The following is a 21,137-nucleotide window of genomic DNA, read 5'->3' as shown; positions in this document are numbered from 1 at the left end:
CGAACCCATTACCTCTCCTGTCGTCGAGATGACTGGAAAAACCAGCAAACTCTCAATATCCCTTCAGCATCCTAGCGATGTATTTTCCCACGATATCAAACTCCAAATTGACGAGATCGTCAATTTGGAGTTGATGGAAATTGGTGAACTCATAGGTATAGGGAATGATGGCGACGGAAAATCTCCCCGGCCCTGATTTGAAGCAAGTCAAGCTGGTACCGTTGATCGTGATGGAACCTTTTTCTACGGTGACATTGCCGGCAGTTTGCTCATATTCCAGATCAAAAAGCCAAGAACCATTTTGATCGCTGATGTTTTTAATTACTCCGGTCTGGTCCACGTGACCTTGCACAATGTGTCCGTCAAATCGCCCATTGGCGGGCATGCAGCGTTCCAGATTTACTTTTTTACCGACCTTCCATCCGGAGAGATTTGTTTTTTGGATTGTCTCATCGATAGCCGTGACCCGATATCGGTCTTGATTCACAGCCACTACGGTCAAGCAGACTCCATCATGCGCAAGAGATTGGTCGATCTTGAGCTCCGACGTCAGTGCGGAACCCAAATCAAAATGCACATTGCTACCCTCGATGGTGATTTTTTCGATAACACCAAAAGACTCAATAATTCCAGTAAACATACCTTAAATTTAAACTTCGATAGATCAATCGGATAAGCAAAAAATGGCTTTCCGGGTTCAAAGTAAGGTAAATATTCATTTATCTTCGGGTGCGGTAACCCAACAAGCATGCTAAAACTCGAAGATACTTACCTCCACAAAGGAAAACGACGCGCGTTGGTGGCCGAGCTCCGGTTAAAAGGTATCACTAGCGAAAAGGTTTTGGACGCAATTAACGCTTTGCCCCGGCATTTTTTCTTTGACACGGCACTAATCTCGCATGCCTATGAAGACAAGGCTTTTCCTATCGGAGAAGGTCAGACCATTTCGCAGCCCTACACGGTAGCATTTCAGACCGAGCTTCTCGATGTAAATACAGGCGACAAAATCCTAGAAATCGGTACCGGGTCGGGTTATCAGGGAAGTATTCTACACCTTTTAGGGGCGGAAGTGTTTACAATCGAGTATCAAAAGAAGCTCTTCGAAGGAACACAACGTTTTCTAAACAGGCTCGGAATCGAGATGCACCTCTTTTATGGAGATGGCACGGGTGGACTGCCGCAGTTTGCCCCTTATGACAAAATAATCGTTACGGCAGGTGCCCCTGTAGTGCCGGAAGCTTTGATTCAGCAATTGAAAGTGGGCGGAATCCTCGTCATCCCCGTCGGGGATCGCAGGCGGCAAGCGATGGTGAGGATCACCAAGAAGTCTGCAAAAGACATTGTCAGAGAAGAATTCGAAGACTTTGCTTTTGTCCCCTTGTTGGGAAAAGATGGGTGGAACCGTTGAGGACTGAGGACTGGAAGTCCAAAGTAGCAAGGCGCTAGTTTAGGATCGGATAACTGGTCAACGGTAAAAATTGTAAATGGTGAACGAATGGCAAAGAAACAATATCAAACGACTGATTTTTCTTGGGCTCACTCGTCAATTTTCAGCATTTCTCGGTGACTGATCTTCATTGAAACACAACAAAAAAATCGCTTGAAATACCAGTTTGCAGATATTAGTTATAATAATTAGAACTTCAACAGAGGGAAGTTGGTTAGCTCTCCCAATACTCACAATCCTGTTCTGAAGTGTTATTTTTTCAGAATAAAATTCCGATTTTGTTTTTCATACTATTCAAAACAGAATTTAATTTCTATTTTTGTTCAAAATCAGTTTTATGGCTAAGCAAAAATTCGCAAAAGAGTCCATCACCATCATGACAGAAATGGTGCTGCCCAACGACACCAATACCCTAAACAACCTGATGGGAGGACGTCTAATGCACCTGATGGATATTTCCGCGGCCATTGCTGCGCAAAAGCACTGCAACCGAATCGTAGTGACAGCCTCTGCGGATAGCATATCCTTTAAGCAACCGATCAATCTGGGAAATGTAGTCACCCTGAGATCTCAAGTTACCCGAGCGTTCAATTCTTCCATGGAGGTCTTTATCGAAGTGACAGCAGAGGATATTCCTGCTAGAAAAAAGATCATGACCCATCGCGCCTATTTCACTTTTGTGGCGGTGGATCAAAACGGTAAGCCAATCGAAGTACCGGAACTGGTGCCAGAAACACCGGAGGAAATCGAGCATTTCGAAGGCGCCTTGAGACGGAGGCAGTTACGTCTGGTGCTCGCCAAGCGGATGAAGCCGGAAGATGCGGTCGAACTGAAGTCTATATTCAATCTGACCGAAAAATAAGGCCAAATCTATTGGTAAAACCTTCAGGTCGAAAGTATCTAAATGCCAGAACTACTATCCGAAATTTTCATCATAGACCCCCTACACTTTCATCGTCTTCCATCTTCCCTTTCGGAAAAAATACAGGGAAACCAAGGCGTGAAAGGAGTGACAAAACGCAATCGAGATAAAGATCCCCAAATATTGCATCCCCATCGGGAAAGCAAGAAAATAGGCTAATGGAACCTCCATGCATAGCAAAACGCCAATATTGATCCAAGCCGGCGTCTTGGTGTCCCCTGCCCCGTTGAAGGCTTGTGTCAGCACCATCCCAATCGCAAAGAAAACGTATCCCAACACAATCACCCAAAGGCCCTTTGCTGCCACCTCCCGCACCTCAGGGATGTCGGTAAAGAATCCCGCCAACTGCTGATTAAACAGCAGGTAAATCCCCGTGACCGAGGCCATGAAGATCACATTATAGCGTGCAGTCAGCCAGACGGCCTTTTCGGCACGATCTACATCTTTGGCGCCGAGATTTTGTCCAACCAAAGTTGCAGCCGCTCCAGACAGTCCCCAGGCCGGCAAAATCGTAAATATCAGTACCCTAAACGCGATTGTGTACCCCGCCAGCGCAGCGGAACCAAACTCTGCATTCATCCTCGTCAAGGCCACCCAGGAGACCGAATCGATCAGAAATTGCCCCATTCCGCCGAGTGAAAGGTCGATGATCTTGCGGATGGTTTCCCATTTGACATGGAGGTTTCGGCGAAGGATTTTCAACTTGTGTTTGCCATTCATCAGGTGATAGACTTGGTAGATCACCCCCATGCTTCTGCCAAAGGTCGTGGCTATGGCCGCACCGTCCAGCCCAAATCCATCCCAACTACCAATGCCAAAGATCAGCAGCGGATCCAAAATGATGTTCAGGCCGTTGGCGATCCAAAGCGACCGCATTGCAAGGTGCGCCTGTCCGGCTCCACGAAAGGCTCCGTTGATCAGGAAAAGCAGCATGATGGCCGTATTTCCTGCGAAAACAATCTTGGCGTAGGTACTTCCCGACTGGACGACGGCTTCCTCCGCTCCCATGACCCGAAGCAGTTCCTCAGCAAAAACCCATCCTCCCACACCGATAAACAAGGAGACAATCCCTCCGACGACGACTAGCTGAAAAGTCGCTGTTCCTGCTTCCTCGTATTCTTTTTCCCCAAATCTTCTGGAAATCAAAGCCGTGGCCGCCATGCTGATCCCAAAGCCGATGGCATAGGTCAAGACAATCACGGCTTCCGTCAGGCCCACGGTCGCCACGGCAAATTCACCCAGTTTAGCCACGAAAAAGATATCCACCACCGCAAACGCCGACTCCATCATCATCTCCAAGATCATGGGAATGGCCAACACGAAGATGGCGGTCTTCAGCGGCAGGCTGGTAAAATCCTGCTCCTTGCCAAGGATTGCATCTTTGATGAGTTGCCAGGTCATTATTAATTGAAAAATTAAATGAGTGAAAAACTGAAAAACTTAAAAGATCGCTGGTCCATTTTGTAAATTTTATGAATTGAAAACAATCCTGCAAAAGAACGAAAAAACAGCACTATCCCGAAAGGTTTTCTGAAGCGATCCTTGAAGACGATTTCAGAATGCAGCATTGATAGCATACCAACAAACTCCTACCACGCGTGACTGTCGGTCAAGTAAACCACAGGTCCTGATTCAATTATCAAGTTAAATTTTCTATTTTGGATAAGAGACAAGGCTCTTTTTTAGATTATTCAACCGTTTGATCCCATGAGTTCGTTTTCAAAAAAACAGACGTCGATTTTTATTTCTTATACCTCGGCAGATGAAAGTTTCAAGCAAGAATTGCAAAGACACCTGCAATCCTATCTGAGCGATGAACTGACCTTTCTGAGAGATTCACCCGTAGAGGCTGGTACTGAATTTTCGACACTTAAAGATTTCTCGTTGCAGGCTGAAGTGATTGTGATCTTGCTGAGTAAGCCTTACCTCGACATCATCAAAACAAGACTTATTCCTGTTGGGACTACAATTGAAATCGATCGGGATTCCCGCCGGGAACTCAACGAATTTTTAAAAATGCTCCGGTCGGAGAGAAAAAGAATCCTGCCCATTTTGGTTGAGGATTGTCCTTGGGAGGATTCTCCTTTTTCCAATTTTATCTTGCTTCCCTTTTCAAAAATCCCTTTTGCAGAATCAAAAAATAGCATCGATAGATTTGCTGAAGTCGTTGCAGCATTCCAGTCTATATTAGAGCTTCTTGAAAATTATAAGGCACAGAATGCGCTGGATCTGGCGAGAGAGAAACAACTCGAAGAACTTACACTTTCCGAAATGGGTCTGAGATTCGTTCCTTTCGATCTATTGGGCCTCCCCTCGTTGACCAATTTATGGTTGGAGCGAAACAGCATAGAGAAAATAGAACATCTCGATGCTTTGGTGAAACTAGAACACCTCTCCTTTGACACTAACAAAATCAAGCAAATAGCTAATTTAAAACGACTGGGCCAACTCAAAGTACTAAACCTCACATCAAACGAAATCAGCGAACTGGAAAATCTGGAAGCTCTGACCAGTCTTGTTCGCCTGGAGGTACGCCAAAACCAAATCTCCTCCCTCCAAAACATCAGACAGACCAAGAAACTTGAGGTGCTGGGAATATCCAACAACCAGATTGACAGCCTTGCGGGAATCGAAGAACTAAAAGAACTCCGGATTCTGTATGCGTCTCATAACAAACTAAGACAAATCGACGAATTGTCCGGGCTGAAAAAGCTCACGCGGATCATCTTGACCAACAATCAAATCGAATCGATTAAACCAATGCTGGAGCGTATCCGAGAAGGTTTATTTGTGGGGTATTCCTTTGATTTCAATGAAAATAATCCGGGGCTTTTCATCAAGGACAATACTTCTCTAAAGACACCGCCAGTGGAGACGGTACAGCAAGGCCGAGAAGCGATCTTGAAGTATTTCAGCGATGCGGATCAATATGGAGTCAAAAAACTGGAGATGTTTAAGATGATATTAGTCGGCAACAGCCGTGTTGGCAAAACCAATCTGAGCCAATTTCTCCGAACGGGTAAGATCGATCCGGAAACCAGCAGCACGCATCTTCTGGATATTCAACCTTGGCATGCGTCTTTTCTCAAATCCGAAGATGACACCTTGACCCGTGTTGCGATCTTTGACTTCGGAGGACAGGACTATTACCATGATTCGCACCGCCTCTACTACAGTCACGACACGGCCTATATTTTACTTTGGGAACCAAAGTCCAACCAATACGAAGAAATCAGAGAAATCAATCCGAAAACTAAAGAAACGCTGATTTTTGAAAATTTCCCTCTGGAATACTGGCTGGAATCCATCCAATATAACTTGAAAGGGAAATTCCAATCCGAATTCAAAGGTGACAAAGGCCAGCTGAAAAAAGGAAATAGCGGGAAGACTGTCCCAGTCCTAGTGCTTCAGAATAAAATAGACGAGGGTGAAGGACGACTCAACCAAGATACCTTGACAATGAGTTATCCCATGATTTGGGGATATTTCGGTATATCTCTCAGCAAGGAAAAACGAACTAAAATCCTTGAAGAAATCCTCAGCGACTACTTCTGGTCTCATGACCTCTCAGGACGCGAGCTGGTCAACTTTGACATGAAAATATTTCGGCATTTTCTGGACAATCCAGACGATCTGGAGATCCTGTCTCTCGATGATTTTTGGAAAAAGTGTATTGCGATCATTCAGGATGCCAGCATACCGTTTAATAAAGACAATGCCCAGATCATCGCCCAGATTCTAAGTAATTCGGGCTTGATACTTTTTGAGAAAATCGAAGACGGCAAGGGTTGGATTTACACCAATATCCGGCAACTCAACGAGTTGGTAAAGCAAGTGATGGAAGTAGCGCGATCTGGAAATGAGCAAGGGATATTTACTAAACAACAGCTCCAAAAAATCCGCTTTCACGAGGAGATTACAGGGCTTTTGGTACGTAATAATTCCATCATCGAGATCAACCGAGATGAGTTTTTGGCTCCGCAGTTTTTGCCAACAGAACCGGATAAATTTATCCGATTTTTCCTACCTGGGTTTGTGCACACGCAAGTTCGGTACCTGTACCGGGCCTTTTTTCATAAAATACTTCTCCTGAATCTTTTCTCTAAATATCTGGAAAAGGAAAATATCGACACGACCCTGGGAGTTAGGAGTTTTCCTTTCTGGAGAAATGGCATCATCATCAAGAGAGAAAATCCTGAGATGAATACGATGGAAATGGTCTATGTAGAGTTTAAAAAGACAAAAGATTTTGGCTTGGTCAACATCCGAACTCAGGATCCATTTAATAAAAATGGGCTGGAACAGGATATCGTGACCACCCTCGATGAACTCAACAGGGGCTGGACCCATGAGAAGCAAATGTCCGCAGACAGCATCTCTTTTTTCAACATAGCAGAAATGGAAAAGGAGGTCGAAGCCAAACAGTATTCTTTCACCCATACGCCCCGATTTGACAACACAGATGTGCGGGTGTGGGAGGAATGGAAAACCAGAATCACTGATCAACAGGAGGGAAATCTGCCTCAAAACATATTTTCTGTATTTGACTTTAAACACATCGTGGACTTCAAGGAGCTTCCCAAAAAGCTTTTTATCTCCTATAGCTCCAAAAATTCAGGGTTTATCAGACGTTTTGCCACTCATCTGGAAGTACTGAAGTCCAACGGCAGCATCAATCCATGGTATGATCGAATGATCGAATCCGGCACCCGTTGGGATGAGTCTATTCTAGAGGAGATGAACCGGGCAGACCTGATTATTTTCATGCTGAGTCCTGATTTTCTAGCTACAGAATACGTAATGAAAACGGAGGTGAAAAAAGCAATTGATCGATTTCCGAGCGGAAACAAGTTCTTTTTTGTGCAACTCACTCCCTGTAGCTGGGATCAAACGATCCTGCGTCAATTTCAACAAACGGACGATTCCCAGGAAAACAGCAAGAACATCATCACCATCGGAACACCTGAAAACGATGGTGAATGGCAACGTGTCATGGCCGAATTGATTAAAAAATTGAAAATATCGTGACAGAAAAGCTTTGATTTCCAACGTCATTTCGAAGAGCCTAGTTTAAAAGTCTTTATATACGCTTTCTAGCCGGTATGGTAATTTTCCTGTGTCAATTGGGTTACCAGCTCTCAGGGTCAACGTGAAATAAAATCGGATGCAATCAGCACTAAGGGTCAAGCAAACTCCTAAAAGACGGCTCCCCCGCCCCAATAAATGTCGACACAGTCAAACACTTTCCAAAACTGACGGCGAATAGACAAATCCTAAAAGTTAAAGATAGTCTACCGCCTTATCAGTTCGATTGCAAAAAAGGATGAGCTCTATCTGACCAGCAGATCCGTTAGAAAGCATCGTCCATATTTTTTATTTCAGCAAAGTTTATTTTGCAGGCACTCCAAGTTTTTCGAGGTGAGCTTCCTTAATCTTCCTACGAAGAATCTTACCGACATTTGACTTGGGGAGTTCCTCCATGAAATGGACTTCTCTTGGCACTTTGTAGTTGGTAAGGGAAATCTTGCAATGCTGAATAACCTTTTCAGAACTAAGACTAGTGTCTTTTTTGACCACAAAAGCCACCACCTTTTCAGTGGATTTATCATCCGGCAGGCCGATCACTCCGACCTCCAAGACACCTGGACAGGAAGCTATCGCATCTTCCACCTCATTGGGATAGACATTGAAGCCGGAGACGAGGATCATCTCTTTTTTACGATCTACGATCTTCACAAAGCCATCCTTGTCCATCACTCCGATATCACCAGACTTGAACCATTCTCCGTGCATGACCTCGGCGGTCTCTTTGGGTCTTTTCCAATAGCCCTTCATCACCTGAGGACCTTTGATATAGATCTCACCCCGCTCACCGATTGGCACCGCATTGCCCTCATCGTCGGCGATCATGATTTCCGTATTGGGAAGCGGGATCCCTATGGTACCAACCCGCTCGGTCCCATCTATACAGTTGCAGGAGGCTACGGGGGAAGTCTCGGTGAGACCATATCCTTCTGCCAAGGGAACTCCGGTGACGGCTTTCCACTTTTCAGCCGTGGCTTTTTGTACAGCCATCCCACCGCCTACCGCGATCTTCAATCCTGAAAAATCAAGAGCTTTAAAAGCCTCCTGATTGAGCAATCCATTGAAAAGTGTATTGACACCCGTGATAACCGAGAACTTCTTCTTGGCTAAATCCCCGATAAAAGCCTTCATATCTCTCGGATTGGTAATCAATACATTATGAGCACCAATCTTAAACATCGCCAGACAGTTGACAGTCAGTGCAAAGATGTGATACAGCGGCAAAGCCGTGATCACGATCTCCTCACGCTCTTTCAGCTTGGGCTTCATCCATGCCGAAATCTGCTGCATGTTCGCTACGATATTGCCATGGGTAAGGTCGGCTCCCTTGGAGACACCGGTAGTGCCTCCTGTGTATTGAAGGAAGGCAGAATCATCCAGATCGAGCTTCACGGGTTTGAAGGTCAAGTCTTTTCCTTGGGCGAGTACTTCTTTGAAGGAAACAGCTCCCGGAAGTGAAAATGGCGGAACGAGTTTCTTGACATGCTTTACCACCAGATTGACGATAGTCCCTTTGAGCCCTCCCAGCATATCACCCAATTGAGTCAGGATGATGTGTTTTGCCTTGATTTCTCCTCGGATTTGCTGCAGATGGGAAGCGAAGTTTTCCACTATGACGATCACCTCCGCACCAGAGTCATTGAATTGATGCTTCATTTCCGAAGGAGTATAAAGTGGATTGGTATTGACCACCACCATACCCGCCCTCAGCGCACCAAACATCGCCACAGGATATTGCAGGATGTTTGGCATCTGGATCGCCACCCGGGTGCCTTTTTTCAACTTCAAAACCTGACTAAGGTAGTTTGCAAAATGGGCACTTTTCCTATCCAGTTCTGAATAGGAGATCGTTTTGCCCATGCACTCATAGGCTGCAGCTTCTCCATACTTTTTGACGCCTTCATCAAAGAAATCAACAACGCTATGGTACGCTTTGACATCCACCTCTTTATCAACTGAGGCAGGGTAAAATTTAAGCCAGGGAAAATCGGTCATATTTTGGGTGTTTTGAACCTTTGATCAATTACTTAAAATTATTGTGCTTCGCCAAGAATTTTATCCTCACTGTAGAATTTTTCGGGCAATCAATTCTTTCATGATTTCATTGGTTCCTGCATAGATCCGCTGCACCCGCGCATCAGCCCAGGCCCTCGCAACGCCATATTCCCACATGTAACCATAGCCACCATGCAGCTGCACGCATTCATCGGCTACTTTGCACTGCAGCTCAGTCATGTTATATTTTGCCGCTGAGGCCATGGCTGCATCGAGCCGTCCGGAATTGTGAAGGCCTACCAAGTAATCACAGTAAATCCTCCCCTGCTCTAGCGCTGCAGTCATTTCTGCGAGCTTAAATCGAGTGTTTTGAAAATCAGAAATACTCCTTCCAAACGCTTTCCTTTCTTTCACATAAGCAATAGTGGCCTGAAGCATATACTCTCCCAGCGCCACCGCCGCCAGCGCAACAACCAAACGTTCTTGAGCTAGCTCCGTCATCAAGTACTTAAAGCCCTCGCCTTCTTTTCCCAGCAGATTTTCCTTGGGTACTTTTACGTCTTCAAAAAAAAGCTCACAGGTATCCTGCGCATGAAGTCCTACTTTGTCAAAAGGAACACCTCTGGTAAAACCCTCCATTTCCCGATCCAGGATCAAAAGGCTTATACCTTTCGCTCCTTTTGCGGGGTCAGTCTTGACTGCCACCACGACGACATCCGACAGAAATCCATTGGTGATAAAGGTCTTTGAGCCATTGACCTCATAACAGTCTCCCTTATCCACTGCGCTAGTTCTGATAGCTTGCAGGTCGGACCCGGCACCTGCTTCAGTCATGGCTATAGCGCCGATGTAGTCCCCGGCAATCATCTTAGGGACGTACTTTTGCTTAGCCACCTCAGTCGCGTAGTGCAGGATGTAGGGCATGACAATGTCCGAGTGGAGCGGAAACCCTACCGCCGGAGCCGAGCAACCGCTCAGGCCAAGCTCCTCGATCAAGATGGCTTTGTACGTGAAATCCTGAATATTGACTCCTCCGAGGGACTCCGGTGCCTGGATACCCAGAAACCCATTCTCGCCAAGTTTCTTCCAAATCTCTCGCGAAACCATCTTGTTTTTTTCCCACTCCGCATTATTCGGCGTGATTTCCTTAGCAATAAATTCTCTGACGCTCTTTCTGAAAAGCTCATGCTCTTCGGTAAAAAGTGATCTGTGCAATCCGAACATATCTGGGCTGAGTTAGTTTTATCCAAAAATAGAGAATTCGGACGGTTACTATCTGACCGCCTGTCACCCCTAAACCCAATATATTTCACTTAGGAGCCCCTTTTCATTTCCAGCACGATTATCTTGGTGCAAAATCAAAGTCAAATGATTGATTTAATCGAACAGAGCAAATTAGAAACGCTGCAACTTCTTCCCTTTTGGGAACCAGAAGAGATCCTGATCCATGCTGAACCGGCTGGAGAAAGCAACATGAATCTGGTACTGAGGATCAAGACAAACCGACGAAGCCTGATCCTAAAGCAGTCCAAGCCATATGTACGAAAGTATCCGCAGATTCCCGCTCCAATCGGAAGAATCTCTGTGGAGCATCAGTTTTTAACTCGTATTGAGCACGACCAGCTCCTGGCGGCCATGTCTCCCAAAGTCATCCTCTTTGATCCCGAACAGCATATTCTGATCACAGAAGACCTAGGCAAAAGCCTTGATTACACAAGCATCTACTCCGGAAAACGCAGCCTGAAAGAAACCGAAATCAAATCGCTGGTCGACTATCTAAATCAATTGCATGCCTTGGATGCCACGGGTTTCCCAGAAAACCTGGACATGCGCCGACTCAATCATGAGCACATATTTCAATTTCCTTTTTTGGAGGAAAATGGCTTTGACCTGAACAGCATTCAGCCCGGGCTTCAGGAAATAAGCCTTACTTACAAAACCGACAGTCATTTAAAGGAAAAGTTAGCCATTCTTGGCGATCGCTATTTAACCTCAGGAAAGATCCTGTTGCACGGCGACTACTACCCTGCAAGTTGGCTCGATGTCCCGTCCGGCATCAAGGTCATCGATCCAGAGTTTGGCTTTCCCGGCGAAGCAGAATTTGACTTGGGGGTGTTTTTGGCGCACTTGGATCTCGGTCAACAAGAAAAAGAATTGGCAGAGTCTATCCTATCGGCCTATCAAAGGCCTTATGATCTCCAACTCGTCCAGCAATATCGTGGGGTAGAAACGCTCCGACGGTTGATCGGAATTGCTCAACTTCCTGTTGATTTGACCCTGAGGCAAATACAAAGCTTACTGGAAACCGCCAGAAACCTCATTCTAAACTGACGATGCGTTTATTGATTTTCATGCTGGTGGCTGCCTTCTTTTTCTCCTGCGGAGAAAATGAAAACCAACTCTCCCGTCCGGAGTTTTCAACCGAGCTCACCACGGCTTCCGGTCTGACGGAGGCCCAGCTCCACGACAAAGTTTTGGGGATGCTCGTCGGAGCAGCGATCGGGGATGCCATGGGTGCGCCCACCGAAATGTGGCCGCGGGAAAGCATACAGCTAGAGTATGGCTTTGTAGATGGCCTGGATTCTATGATCCGAGAAGTGTCTCCAGAAGGAATCTGGAAGGCCAATCTCCCGGCCGGCGGAACTACTGACGACACACGATGGAAAGTGCTGGCGGTGAACTACCTGCTGACCCAAAAGCCCGGATCGCTCGATCCTGCCGACTTTGCGAAGCATATACTAGGCATCTACGAAAAGGACGCGGACAATCTCAAATCGATCGAAAGCTCCGACCCCGAAGACTTCGAAAACGGGATGCTACGCATAAACTGGCTATCAGAATGGGCCAAAGTGAGCAAGCCCTATCTGGACGACAACCTCACCGGCTATGCAGATTCACTTTCCAAATTCTATGGTGGCGAAATGGTCTGCGCAGGCTTACTTTATGCGCCTGCATTGGGAATTTTCTTTCCCGGAGATCCGGAAAAGGCTTACCGGGAAGCCTTCAAACTTTCCATTTTTGATCTGGGATACGCACGGGATTTGACAGGGATAGCCGCTGCCATGACTGCCGGTGGGATGAAGCCAGAAGCTACCAAGGAGGACTTACTTGCGGTAACGCGCCTGGATCCGGAGGCGTATTTTCAAAGTCGATTGGTTGGAAGGACTGCCCAGCGGATTTTGAAGGATGCACTTTGGATCAATCAGGAAGCGAAAAAGCTAGACAGCGTTGGAAACGTAATGAACTTCGACAGCCCCTCTTTGGCTAGTGCCTTCGCACAACTCGATCAGAAGTTGCAGGATATGCCCTTTCATGCCGGAGAGATTTACCTGCAAACGCTCACGGCGATGCTGTACGCTGATTTTAATTTCAAGAACACCCTCATCTTCTTGGTCAACTATGGTCGGGACAACGACACCACGGCAGCCTTGGCCGGTGGGATATTGGGTGCTTGGATTGGTTTTGAAAAGTTACCTAAGTCAGAACGGGAGCAAGTCCTGCGCGTCAGTAGCGATGAGCTGGACATCGATTTGCAAAAAGTTGCTGAAGACCTGACCGCCCACATGTTGAAAAAATAAAAGCTCCGAATCCGAAGATCCGAAGCTTTTCTACAATAGGCTGGGTTTAGTCACTCAAAGTGAATGGTTTTGGTTCTGCCCAATGCGTCTGTTACGTTGATATAGACATCTTCAGGAGACACCCCATTTAGCCGATAGTTTTTGCGGAATCCCTCTGGTTGCTCGATCTGATCTTGGTGAAGCAATTTGTTGGTCTCTGCATAGCGGATCTCAACTCCTACTCCAGGTTCATCCAGACCAACTACAGTTAGATTGACGGTCTGGTCATCGATGATCTTTCCATAGGCCATCAGCGGAAGCTCATTTTTTGGGATCGGCTTGTCAAATGTAGCCACGGTGTAGTCAACTTGTTCATCCTCAGTGGTGATTCTGACTTTATATTCTCCGCAAGGAAGATCGGTTAAGTTATAAGGAACGATCAAGTCTGAATCTCCGACTTTTACTTTTCTTTGGTGAAGCTTTCTTCCGGTGTTGTCGTAAAGTGCGATTTTGGCCTCGCCCACTCCTTCTTTAAGGAGTACGTTTACTTTCTTGAATTTTGCTTTTACGTTTGACAGTGCCATCAAATCGTCATCTGCTGCGGATACGGCAAGGCTGCTAAAAGACAAGGCGCCTGCAAGTGCTAAAGTGAATAAGGTTTTCATAACAGTGTTGGTTTAGTGTTGTGCTTGACCTTATGCGAAGCCCATACCAACCCATTCCTATGCGTAAAAACCGCCTTTTTTATTCCTTTCCAATTTAAACTGTATTAAGACTGGAGGCCAAAGATCCTTTTGAATTGGACATCATTTGATAATCTGGCCTTGTGCGAATTTGGGATTTCGGCGATTTTCTGTCACAACAGCGGACAAAATTGCTCGGAATTGCCAAATCAGCGGGTTACACATTATTGCAATTTGTTAAGGAAATTTAATTTTCAAAAAATATAAGTTCCTGAAATCAAATGGTTTGCACAAAGAAAAACCTGTACGGTGGCGTACAGGTTTTGTCCGTCTGGACACATTGTTTTTGATAAAAGTCAAAGATCAGAATGCATAGCCCAATCCAACTCCGGCATACAAAGGCCAGAAACCGTTGTTGTTGTAGATCGGAGTCAGATTGACTCTCCAGGTAAATCCTCCGTCCACCGGTACGCGACGATAACCGAAGTTCATCGTACCCATCAGACTCGGCGATCCGTCCACCGGTAGTATAAACTCATAATAGCTATCCTGATCTTGATAAGATGTGCAGACGTAGTTTCCATTGGCGTCGTAGTAGCCGTTGTTACAATAACTATAGTTATCTTCATCAAATGCAAAAAACGTTAACCCAAAACCCAATTCGAAATAGTGAGGTCCTTTACCGTAGAGTTTATTCACCATCACCGGTAAGGAAAAGAATGAGTCGCTTCCGGTGGTGTATCCGCCTGCCCCGACCCGCATTCCCCAGGAGTCCATCCGTTCCTTGTCAAAGCGGAAGTCATAATTGAAACTATAAGGAAGCCCTGCGCCTCCCAATTCCACATAGACAGACTTGGTGGGAAGTACATCCTGAGCATGTGCGAAAACAGCAGAGGCCAGGAATAGAAGAACGAATAATGTTTTTTTCATAGCTATTTTAAAAGTTAATCTAAGATAGAACGTGAAACGAGAATCTTTTGCTACCATGTCCAGCAGAAAGAAATCTCCAATAGGTCCCCGCAATTTAAACTCTTGAATTCCTTACTTTTAAGGATGATTTCAGGTTATTTTTTCCAAAAAAAAGACTTAAAAAAAGCAATGGCAACCTTTGCCCTTTGCGCTTCCTATCTTTTGCTGCTGCTGACTTTCGCCTGTATCGATCAGGAAAATCTTGATCAAGGCGACGGCTGTCCTCGACCTTTGGAAGCTGATGCAATTGATATTAAGCAGGTTTTCTTCAGTCCTTACAGTAACAAAGCCTACGCTACTGCCTCGGATACGGTATTTTTTTCGGAGTTTGGATTCAACTTTGAGCTGGAAATCCAGGAAAAGGAAATGTCCTATGCCTCTACCCTTCCTGGACAGGCTTTGGCGCTCAGCTGTATCCGAACCTATACGATCCGCAATATCTCAAATATTGCAGTGATTCTTCTAGAGCCTTTTGCCGGTCTTCCAATTGGCACTGATATCGCCTATGCGCTCATTACACCTGAGAACAACAAGCTGTCCCAATTACGGGAGTTTGAAAATGTGTCGATTTATTTTGGTACCAGGCTTACCCTGACTCCGGAAAATTATTCTCAATTAAAAACAAGAACCTTTCTATTTTTGAAAAACGGTACTCAAAAAACCTTCGACTCTACGTCACCCTTCCTCAAAACCAACTGATTTTTATGCTACGCAAAATATTCCTGGGCTTGTTTGCCACAGCCATAGTCTTGGTGATCGTCTACATGCTCGGTCCAAGGATAGAAAAACAGGAACTGACGATTAATTTCCCCGAAGTTCCCACTCGGCTAAGCGAGCTCAGCGAGTACGTCCGCAACCGGGAAGACACCGTTATCGGACTCAAACCCGGAAACGAGGCATACATCCAATGGGCCGACAGCAGCAACAAAGCCAAGACGCCCTATTCAATCGTATACATCCATGGTTTTGGCGCCAGCCCGATGGAAGGTGATCCTGTTCACCGCTTCCTAGCTACGCACTTTGGCGCAAATCTCTTTGTAACTCGTCTGCCTGAGCATGGCATCAAGCGAGACAATGGCATGGAATACCTGACCGCACAAAAACTGGCAGATGCAGCCGGCGAAGCCTATCAAATCGGCAAAAGCCTAGGAGATTCTGTCATCGTCGTCGGTACTTCGATGGGCGGAGCCTTGACGCTTTTGCTCGCGAGTCAACAGCCGGACATCAAAGCAGTAGTACTTTACTCGCCCTGCGTCCGTGACGGCGGGGAGCAGCTCAATGCCTTGTTTAAGCCTTGGTCCAAACAGCTGATGGAAACCTTCGCGATGAACAACAGCGTGCTCCACGATGAGCGCACCGGCGAAAAGAAAGCTTACTGGTCCGAAGACTATCACATCAATGCGTACGTAAGCTTGGCGACCGTAGTCTATAGCGAAATGAATGCACAGACTTTTGCTCAAATAAAACAGCCCCTATTCTTGGGCTACTATTATAAGAGTGCCGAGGAGCAGGACTTCGTGGTCTCAGTCCCTAAAATGCTGGAAATGTACGGTGAACTGAGCACCCCGGCAGCGCTCAAACATGAACAGGCTTTCCCAAAGACCGGTGACCACGTGATCGCGTCATCCATTACTTCCGATGATTGGCAGGGAGTGATGTTCAGCACGATTGACTTTCTGGAGAATGTCGCCAAAGTACCTGCCCGGGCAGAGTTTCAAAAGAGGGTAGACGAAATGACCCTTGCAAAGGAATTAGTCGAGGAGATTGATTAAAGGCGGTCAGTTTGGACTATTCCTGTTCTTGCTCCAACTTAGCTCTGAAAGGCACCGCTGGCAAATTCAGGTTATTCACCAAATTTACCTCAGGATTGTCGGCCCAGGCATAGCGGACGCCGATCGGAACAAAACCTTCCGGAACTTTCAGCCTGACCTGATCCTTGCCGGAAATCTCTCCTGTCAACGCCTCAAACTTCCCAGCATCACTCTCAGCAATAAACCCAACAACTTCGTCACCTGAACTTAATTTCAACCCTTCTCCGACTTCCGCAAAAGTCAAAACCAGTTCATCGTTCCTCAATACCATTTCTTTGAAAACCGGCCCTGAGGCCAGAATTTTTTCACCAAAGGCCACTTTTTTGGCTTGGAGCCAAAGCCGCTCTCCTACATCCTTTTTATTTCGCGGGTGAATATCAGTTTCCTCTCCTATATCTATAATCGTTGCCATTCCGGTCGCAGGAAGCTCCAAGGTCTGAGTTTGTGACTCTCTCAGATGAGCCCAACTACTTTCGGGCTGAGGAGCTTTCCGCTCCATGAAATTCGCTAATTGAACGAACAGAAATGGAAAGTCACCAATCCCCCAGCGTCCTCGCCAGTTGGTGATCATCGCGCCGAAAAGCTCCCGATATTCGTCAGCCCTACCCGCGTTGCTTTCGCCCTGATACCAGATCACCCCTCTGATCGCATAATTGGTCAGGGGAGCTATCATGGCGTTGAACATAAATCCAGGCCGCCAATTGTGGTATTCCACCACCGGAACGCGTGGTTCCACAATGTTATTGGAATAAGTCCAAGCTCCTTCCAGGTTGATTTTCTTTTCGTTTTGGGTCAAAAACATCAAGTCAGCGGAGCCAATCTCAGGCTTATTATTCCATCCATTCACTGCACGAATCGCCAGTACATTTTGCCCCTCAATCAAAATCTCAGACGGAATCTTGATCTCCGGTACGGCAGCCCCCCAGTCTTTGAAATAGACCTCCGTGCCGTTGACATAGAAATACGCCATCTGCTGCACCTGCGGCAAGGTCAAGATCGCCTCTTCCGTGGAGGAAAGTTGGAATTTCTTCCGCACCCAAGCGATATGCTCCAGTGGATTGGAGGCTGGCAAGCTGATAGTCCTCCAGTTTCCATCCTTGTAGTTCACAGAGGAAACTTCTGCCCCTTTTGCATCTACCGGCGAGCCGATCAGACTGTCTCTGATCTCCCGGCGACGCTCATTTTCTGCCAGAACTTCTTTCCATTTTTCGGCAGTTTCTATTATTTCTATCGACTCAGCGGTATAGGATCTCTCGGGGATCTCAGCCAAGACTCCGACCTCTGTCCAGCCCTCTGCCGGAGTCCCTCCCCAATTGGATTCGATCACGCCTACCGGCACTCCTTTTTCCTGATGATTTTTCTTGGCGAAAAACCAGGCAACGGCAGAGAAATCAGGGAGGTTTTCGGCGTTGGCAACTTTCCACTGACCATCGGATACGTCCCATTTCTCTTCGACACTGTAGTCTTTTTCAACTTTGAAAAAGCGAATCTTTGGAAAATCAGGATTTGCAAATTCGGCCTCTGCCCCGATCACACTAGACTTCAACGCCCACTCCATATTCGATTGGCCACCTGCCACCCAAACATCGCCGATATATACATCCTTGACCGTTTGGACATTTACTACCAATTCATACGGCCCTCCAGCCGGTAACGGAGGCAGTTGAACAGACCAAGTACTATCAGGCAACACCTGTGAACTCCCGATTGCTCCGGCCAAGCTTGCGCGGATTTTTTCCTTGGGAATGCCCCGACCCCAGATTTTGATCGGTTGATCCCGCTGGAGTACCATGCCTTCGGAAATTAATTTGGGAAACTGAACGGCTGAGTCTGGCTTGGAAAGTCCACAGCCAAAAAACAGGGGGAAAAGCAGGAGTAAGAGTAAATTTTTTTTCAAGGGTCGGTAGGGTCGATTAGTTGGGAATTTGCTCAAAATAAATGATTTCTCCCGCCCAAACCTCCAGAAACTTTCGCCTTCATTTTCAATTTCAGCCCTTCTAAAAGCCATTGGAAGGCAATTGGTGGATGAGCAAGAAAAATCAGATTGCATCTATACCATTAATTCCTTTTTTTGCTGCTGTCTTTTTTATCTTGCCATCTTCTATGAGTCTTACCAAAATCAGCACAGTTGCATTTTTCTCGGTTTTTGCTCTTTTCTTATTGGGCTACACCTTCAAACAAAACGAAAAGAAGATTGTCCACGGCGACTTGGCATTTGTGCAGATTTCGTATACCAATCTCTACGGTATATCGGACTCCCTGTATCAGGCCTTGGAAGAGCAAATCGACAAAGCCTTGGCCTCCCCTGAGCATGTCGACCAAAATGAATTGGACATATTGCGATACTTTGACAAACGTCGTAAACACAATCTTTTGCGCAAGCCACAGATCTTACTTCGAAAGGCAGATGGTACTTATCTGGAAGTGTACCTGCCTGAAGATGAATACGCTAAAGTGAGGAATTTTCGGCTTAGGGAATTAATCCAAGAGGGCTTAAAAGTTTCGCTTACCCTGCAGATCGAAACGCTCGACAGCGCACTTTACTATTCTGACCAAATCATCGAATTGAAAGTCGTAGATGGCCAGACCTATCCGGATGTGCAATACATCGACAGACTCTGACAGGGGAATCCGTACGCAAGATTGCAGAGAACTTGGGCTGAGAGGAGTCGCTCCTGAGGGTTTCCCTTAACTTCTTACTTTGACGGTGAGGCAGTCGGAAGATCCAAGGATATCTATGTTTCTGGAGGAGGTGAAAATGTGATCTACAAAATCTCGAAGTGTCGAAAATGGTGTTGCAAGCGGACTTTCTTTTGAATTCAAGCGTACTCCGACGAAAGGTATTTTCATACGTTAAGTGAAACTTCTTGCAAATGGATAGGTTTATCAAAGCCTATCCATTTTTTTCTGGCCATCGACCCAAGACTTTCAAACCTCAATCCGATTCTGCCTCCGTTGCCTGAATCCCATTAACTAGGTAGGCAAATGCCGCGCTCCAGTTGATCGCAATCTCATTGGAAGCATAGCTACAGGAAACATCTGCATAGGACTCGTCCGGCACCTTGCTTGGATAGGCACATTTATCCTGTTGAGCTGGATTGGGTCCGCCTACCATGAATCCCGGCAAAGGCGGCAATTCTGGTCTGGAAGTGGCCAATCGATGATGTGGATGCAAGGGAGTTTTGCTGCCAAATCCCGTCACATAACTGAAGCCCGTTGCATTCCTGCCCAAGATATAATCCAGGTTAGCTCTGGCACTTTGGAGAAAACCCTCCTCCCCGTTTAGTCGATAGGCCTCAAGCAGCAAGATCCCCTGGTTGGAGGCCACGGCATTGCTACCCCAGATGAAATCTTTGGGGTCGGCTCCCATTGGCGAAAGATAGGGCTGGTTTTGTCCTGCCGACTGATAGGCCTTTGCCGCTGCGATCAAGTTGATCTTGAGCATGGACATCCACTCCACCGGGATCTGGGACAGGGCATCCTCATGACGAATCAAGGAATAAAAGCCCAACCATTTGACTTGAGACCAAGACGGCAAATGGTACTCCAAATCTGCATCTTCCAAGATGCTCCAATAATCCAAATTGTGGGTACTGATATAGAGCTCAGATGCTGCCCAAATCCATTCGTCGCCCAGGTTTTGATCGCCATAGGCTCCCGTGGTGACATCGGGATCAAAGGCTTCATTCATCTCGTTTTGACGATAGCGCAGCTCCGGGTTTTGGATGGCCCAGTTCCAGGCTTTCTCGGCCGCCTTCTGGTAGACGACTGCCCCTTCGGGGGAGAATGGCTTGAAAATCCGCGAGGCCTGCGCCATCACCGCAGCAAAATCCAAAGCCGCGGCAGTACTTTTTTGCACCAAATAACGCTGATTGACAGCCTTGTGAGGTTCCACCATCCCTTCAAACTTGGCCGTGGTCAACTTGTGATACACGCCCCCATCGGCTGGATCCTGCATACTCAGCATCCAGTCCAAGTTCCACAGGACCTCATCCAGAATATCGGGAAGCGCATTGCCAGACTCTGGGATATTCAGTTTTTGCTTTGCAAAAAAGGCAGGAAAGGCCTCATAGAGAGATAACAGCGTTCCCATTGTAATTCCGCTGTTGACGATGTACTTATTGTAATCGCCCGCATCGTACCAGCCTTTTGGAGCAGAAATGACTGTCCCCGCCGGACGCGCGGTACTGGCAGCCGAAGGGTGAATCTCCACCTGCGTATCCGGATGCCCTCCCGTTCTAGCCCACTTCCCGGCAAATTCGGAGAGGATATCAACGGAGGCACGCTGAAAATAAAAAGCTTTGAGCGCCGCATTTGACAAGTCAGAATAAATTTCTCGGTGGACAGAAAAGGGATGGGATTTGCCGAAGTCAACGAGACCGATTTCGAAGTTTCCTTCTTGCGAAAACCCTGTAAAATCAAGCTTCCACACGGTGTTGCCAGACAGAGTCTTTGCCTCGACTTTCTCCGGACGTCCCTCAAAGACGATCCTTTGCGCAGTAATATCCCAAATAAAAAACCCACCCAAAGTCTCCTCCGACAGGACGATCGCTACTTTGCTCTGATCCGGAAAATACCCAACCTGATTGAGCCGGATAAACTCGCTCAACTCCAGTGTATTCTTAGCCTGATCACTCGAACAAGTCGTCCAAATGGAGCAGATCATTA

Annotated in this window: 16 protein-coding genes; 8 read left to right on the top strand and 8 right to left on the bottom strand. The window is 46.6% G+C overall.

What is annotated here, in order from left to right:
- Positions 1-52: 52 nt before the first annotated feature.
- Positions 53-640 carry a riboflavin synthase gene (locus ABD031_RS16060; RefSeq protein ID WP_343853282.1) on the bottom strand — a complete coding sequence of 196 codons (588 nt, stop codon included), beginning with the start codon at positions 638-640 and terminating at the stop codon, positions 53-55.
- Positions 641-748: 108 nt separating this feature from the next.
- Between ABD031_RS16060 and ABD031_RS16055 the strand changes: the two genes are divergently transcribed.
- Both ABD031_RS16055 and ABD031_RS16050 read left to right on the top strand, forming a co-directional pair.
- Positions 749-1,408, top strand: a complete 660-nt coding sequence (locus ABD031_RS16055; protein WP_343853280.1) for a protein-L-isoaspartate(D-aspartate) O-methyltransferase — start codon at positions 749-751, stop codon at positions 1,406-1,408.
- 376 nt (positions 1,409-1,784) lie between these two features.
- Positions 1,785-2,309 carry an acyl-CoA thioesterase gene (locus ABD031_RS16050; RefSeq protein WP_343853278.1) on the top strand — a complete coding sequence of 175 codons (525 nt, stop codon included), beginning with the start codon at positions 1,785-1,787 and terminating at the stop codon, positions 2,307-2,309.
- An 81-nt stretch (positions 2,310-2,390) separates the two neighbouring features.
- Here ABD031_RS16050 and ABD031_RS16045 read toward each other — a convergent pair whose 3' ends face one another.
- A complete protein-coding gene (locus ABD031_RS16045) occupies positions 2,391-3,770 on the bottom strand; it encodes an MATE family efflux transporter (RefSeq protein WP_343853276.1) in 1,380 nt (459 codons plus the stop codon).
- Between the two features lie 306 nt (positions 3,771-4,076).
- Between ABD031_RS16045 and ABD031_RS16040 the strand changes: the two genes are divergently transcribed.
- Positions 4,077-7,397: a TIR domain-containing protein gene (locus tag ABD031_RS16040; RefSeq protein WP_343853274.1), complete on the top strand. Its 3,321-nt coding sequence runs from the start codon at positions 4,077-4,079 to the stop codon at positions 7,395-7,397.
- Between the two features lie 360 nt (positions 7,398-7,757).
- On the opposite strand, the gene ABD031_RS16035 is transcribed toward ABD031_RS16040, so the two are convergent.
- Positions 7,758-9,449, bottom strand: coding sequence for an AMP-binding protein (locus tag ABD031_RS16035; RefSeq protein WP_343853272.1), 1,692 nt, complete (start codon positions 9,447-9,449; stop codon positions 7,758-7,760).
- A gap of 66 nt (positions 9,450-9,515) precedes the next feature.
- Positions 9,516-10,673, bottom strand: coding sequence for an acyl-CoA dehydrogenase family protein (locus ABD031_RS16030; protein WP_343853270.1), 1,158 nt, complete (start codon positions 10,671-10,673; stop codon positions 9,516-9,518).
- Positions 10,674-10,817: 144 nt separating this feature from the next.
- Here ABD031_RS16030 and ABD031_RS16025 point away from each other — a divergent pair, with 144 nt between their 5' ends.
- Together ABD031_RS16025 and ABD031_RS16020 are read left to right on the top strand one after the other, a co-directional pair.
- Positions 10,818-11,780 (top strand): phosphotransferase, encoded by a 963-nt coding sequence (locus tag ABD031_RS16025; protein WP_343853268.1) that lies wholly within the window; start codon positions 10,818-10,820, stop codon positions 11,778-11,780.
- 2 nt (positions 11,781-11,782) lie between these two features.
- Entirely contained in the window at positions 11,783-13,027 is a 1,245-nt protein-coding gene (locus tag ABD031_RS16020; protein ID WP_343853266.1) for an ADP-ribosylglycohydrolase family protein, read from the top strand.
- A 50-nt stretch (positions 13,028-13,077) separates the two neighbouring features.
- Here ABD031_RS16020 and ABD031_RS16015 read toward each other — a convergent pair whose 3' ends face one another.
- On the bottom strand, positions 13,078-13,671 hold the full coding sequence (locus ABD031_RS16015) for a hypothetical protein (protein WP_343853264.1): 594 nt from the start codon (positions 13,669-13,671) through the stop codon (positions 13,078-13,080).
- A 381-nt stretch (positions 13,672-14,052) separates the two neighbouring features.
- Complete coding sequence (locus ABD031_RS16010) at positions 14,053-14,619, bottom strand: hypothetical protein (protein ID WP_343853262.1); 567 nt, start codon at positions 14,617-14,619, stop codon at positions 14,053-14,055.
- Between the two features lie 168 nt (positions 14,620-14,787).
- Between ABD031_RS16010 and ABD031_RS16005 the strand changes: the two genes are divergently transcribed.
- Both ABD031_RS16005 and ABD031_RS16000 read left to right on the top strand, forming a co-directional pair.
- On the top strand, positions 14,788-15,357 hold the full coding sequence (locus ABD031_RS16005; protein ID WP_343853260.1) for a hypothetical protein: 570 nt from the start codon (positions 14,788-14,790) through the stop codon (positions 15,355-15,357).
- A 5-nt stretch (positions 15,358-15,362) separates the two neighbouring features.
- Complete coding sequence (locus ABD031_RS16000; protein WP_343853258.1) at positions 15,363-16,430, top strand: alpha/beta hydrolase; 1,068 nt, start codon at positions 15,363-15,365, stop codon at positions 16,428-16,430.
- A gap of 16 nt (positions 16,431-16,446) precedes the next feature.
- Here ABD031_RS16000 and ABD031_RS15995 read toward each other — a convergent pair whose 3' ends face one another.
- Entirely contained in the window at positions 16,447-18,366 is a 1,920-nt protein-coding gene (locus ABD031_RS15995; RefSeq protein ID WP_343853256.1) for a sialate O-acetylesterase, read from the bottom strand.
- A gap of 206 nt (positions 18,367-18,572) precedes the next feature.
- On the opposite strand from ABD031_RS15995, the gene ABD031_RS15990 reads away from it, so the two are divergent.
- Complete coding sequence (locus tag ABD031_RS15990) at positions 18,573-19,091, top strand: hypothetical protein (protein WP_343853253.1); 519 nt, start codon at positions 18,573-18,575, stop codon at positions 19,089-19,091.
- A 313-nt stretch (positions 19,092-19,404) separates the two neighbouring features.
- On the opposite strand, the gene ABD031_RS15985 is transcribed toward ABD031_RS15990, so the two are convergent.
- The gene (locus ABD031_RS15985; protein WP_343853251.1) at positions 19,405-21,135 is read right to left on the bottom strand and encodes a glycoside hydrolase family 9 protein; all 1,731 of its coding nucleotides are present in this window, start codon (positions 21,133-21,135) and stop codon (positions 19,405-19,407) included.
- Positions 21,136-21,137 lie beyond the last annotated feature (2 nt).

The sequence above is a fragment of the Algoriphagus jejuensis genome (genome assembly GCF_039523455.1).
Classification (GTDB): domain Bacteria; phylum Bacteroidota; class Bacteroidia; order Cytophagales; family Cyclobacteriaceae; genus Algoriphagus; species Algoriphagus jejuensis.
The sequence above is the reverse complement of the archived record's forward strand: the minus strand, read 5'-3'. Positions and strand labels throughout refer to the sequence as shown.

What these genes read in the sequence shown, in the direction of transcription:
- ABD031_RS16025 (WP_343853268.1), top strand. Translation starts at nt 10,818, where the DNA reads ATGATTGATTTAATCGAACAGAGCAAATTAGAAACGCTGCAACTTCTT.
- ABD031_RS16040 (WP_343853274.1), top strand. Translation starts at nt 4,077, where the DNA reads ATGAGTTCGTTTTCAAAAAAACAGACGTCGATTTTTATTTCTTATACC.
- ABD031_RS16055 (WP_343853280.1), top strand. Translation starts at nt 749, where the DNA reads ATGCTAAAACTCGAAGATACTTACCTCCACAAAGGAAAACGACGCGCG.
- ABD031_RS16020 (WP_343853266.1), top strand. Translation starts at nt 11,783, where the DNA reads ATGCGTTTATTGATTTTCATGCTGGTGGCTGCCTTCTTTTTCTCCTGC.
- ABD031_RS16060 (WP_343853282.1), bottom strand. Translation starts at nt 640, where the DNA reads ATGTTTACTGGAATTATTGAGTCTTTTGGTGTTATCGAAAAAATCACC.
- ABD031_RS16015 (WP_343853264.1), bottom strand. Translation starts at nt 13,671, where the DNA reads ATGAAAACCTTATTCACTTTAGCACTTGCAGGCGCCTTGTCTTTTAGC.
- ABD031_RS16010 (WP_343853262.1), bottom strand. Translation starts at nt 14,619, where the DNA reads ATGAAAAAAACATTATTCGTTCTTCTATTCCTGGCCTCTGCTGTTTTC.
- ABD031_RS16005 (WP_343853260.1), top strand. Translation starts at nt 14,788, where the DNA reads ATGGCAACCTTTGCCCTTTGCGCTTCCTATCTTTTGCTGCTGCTGACT.
- ABD031_RS16045 (WP_343853276.1), bottom strand. Translation starts at nt 3,770, where the DNA reads ATGACCTGGCAACTCATCAAAGATGCAATCCTTGGCAAGGAGCAGGAT.
- ABD031_RS16000 (WP_343853258.1), top strand. Translation starts at nt 15,363, where the DNA reads ATGCTACGCAAAATATTCCTGGGCTTGTTTGCCACAGCCATAGTCTTG.
- ABD031_RS15990 (WP_343853253.1), top strand. Translation starts at nt 18,573, where the DNA reads ATGAGTCTTACCAAAATCAGCACAGTTGCATTTTTCTCGGTTTTTGCT.
- ABD031_RS16050 (WP_343853278.1), top strand. Translation starts at nt 1,785, where the DNA reads ATGGCTAAGCAAAAATTCGCAAAAGAGTCCATCACCATCATGACAGAA.
- ABD031_RS16030 (WP_343853270.1), bottom strand. Translation starts at nt 10,673, where the DNA reads ATGTTCGGATTGCACAGATCACTTTTTACCGAAGAGCATGAGCTTTTC.
- ABD031_RS15985 (WP_343853251.1), bottom strand. Translation starts at nt 21,135, where the DNA reads ATGATCTGCTCCATTTGGACGACTTGTTCGAGTGATCAGGCTAAGAAT.
- ABD031_RS16035 (WP_343853272.1), bottom strand. Translation starts at nt 9,449, where the DNA reads ATGACCGATTTTCCCTGGCTTAAATTTTACCCTGCCTCAGTTGATAAA.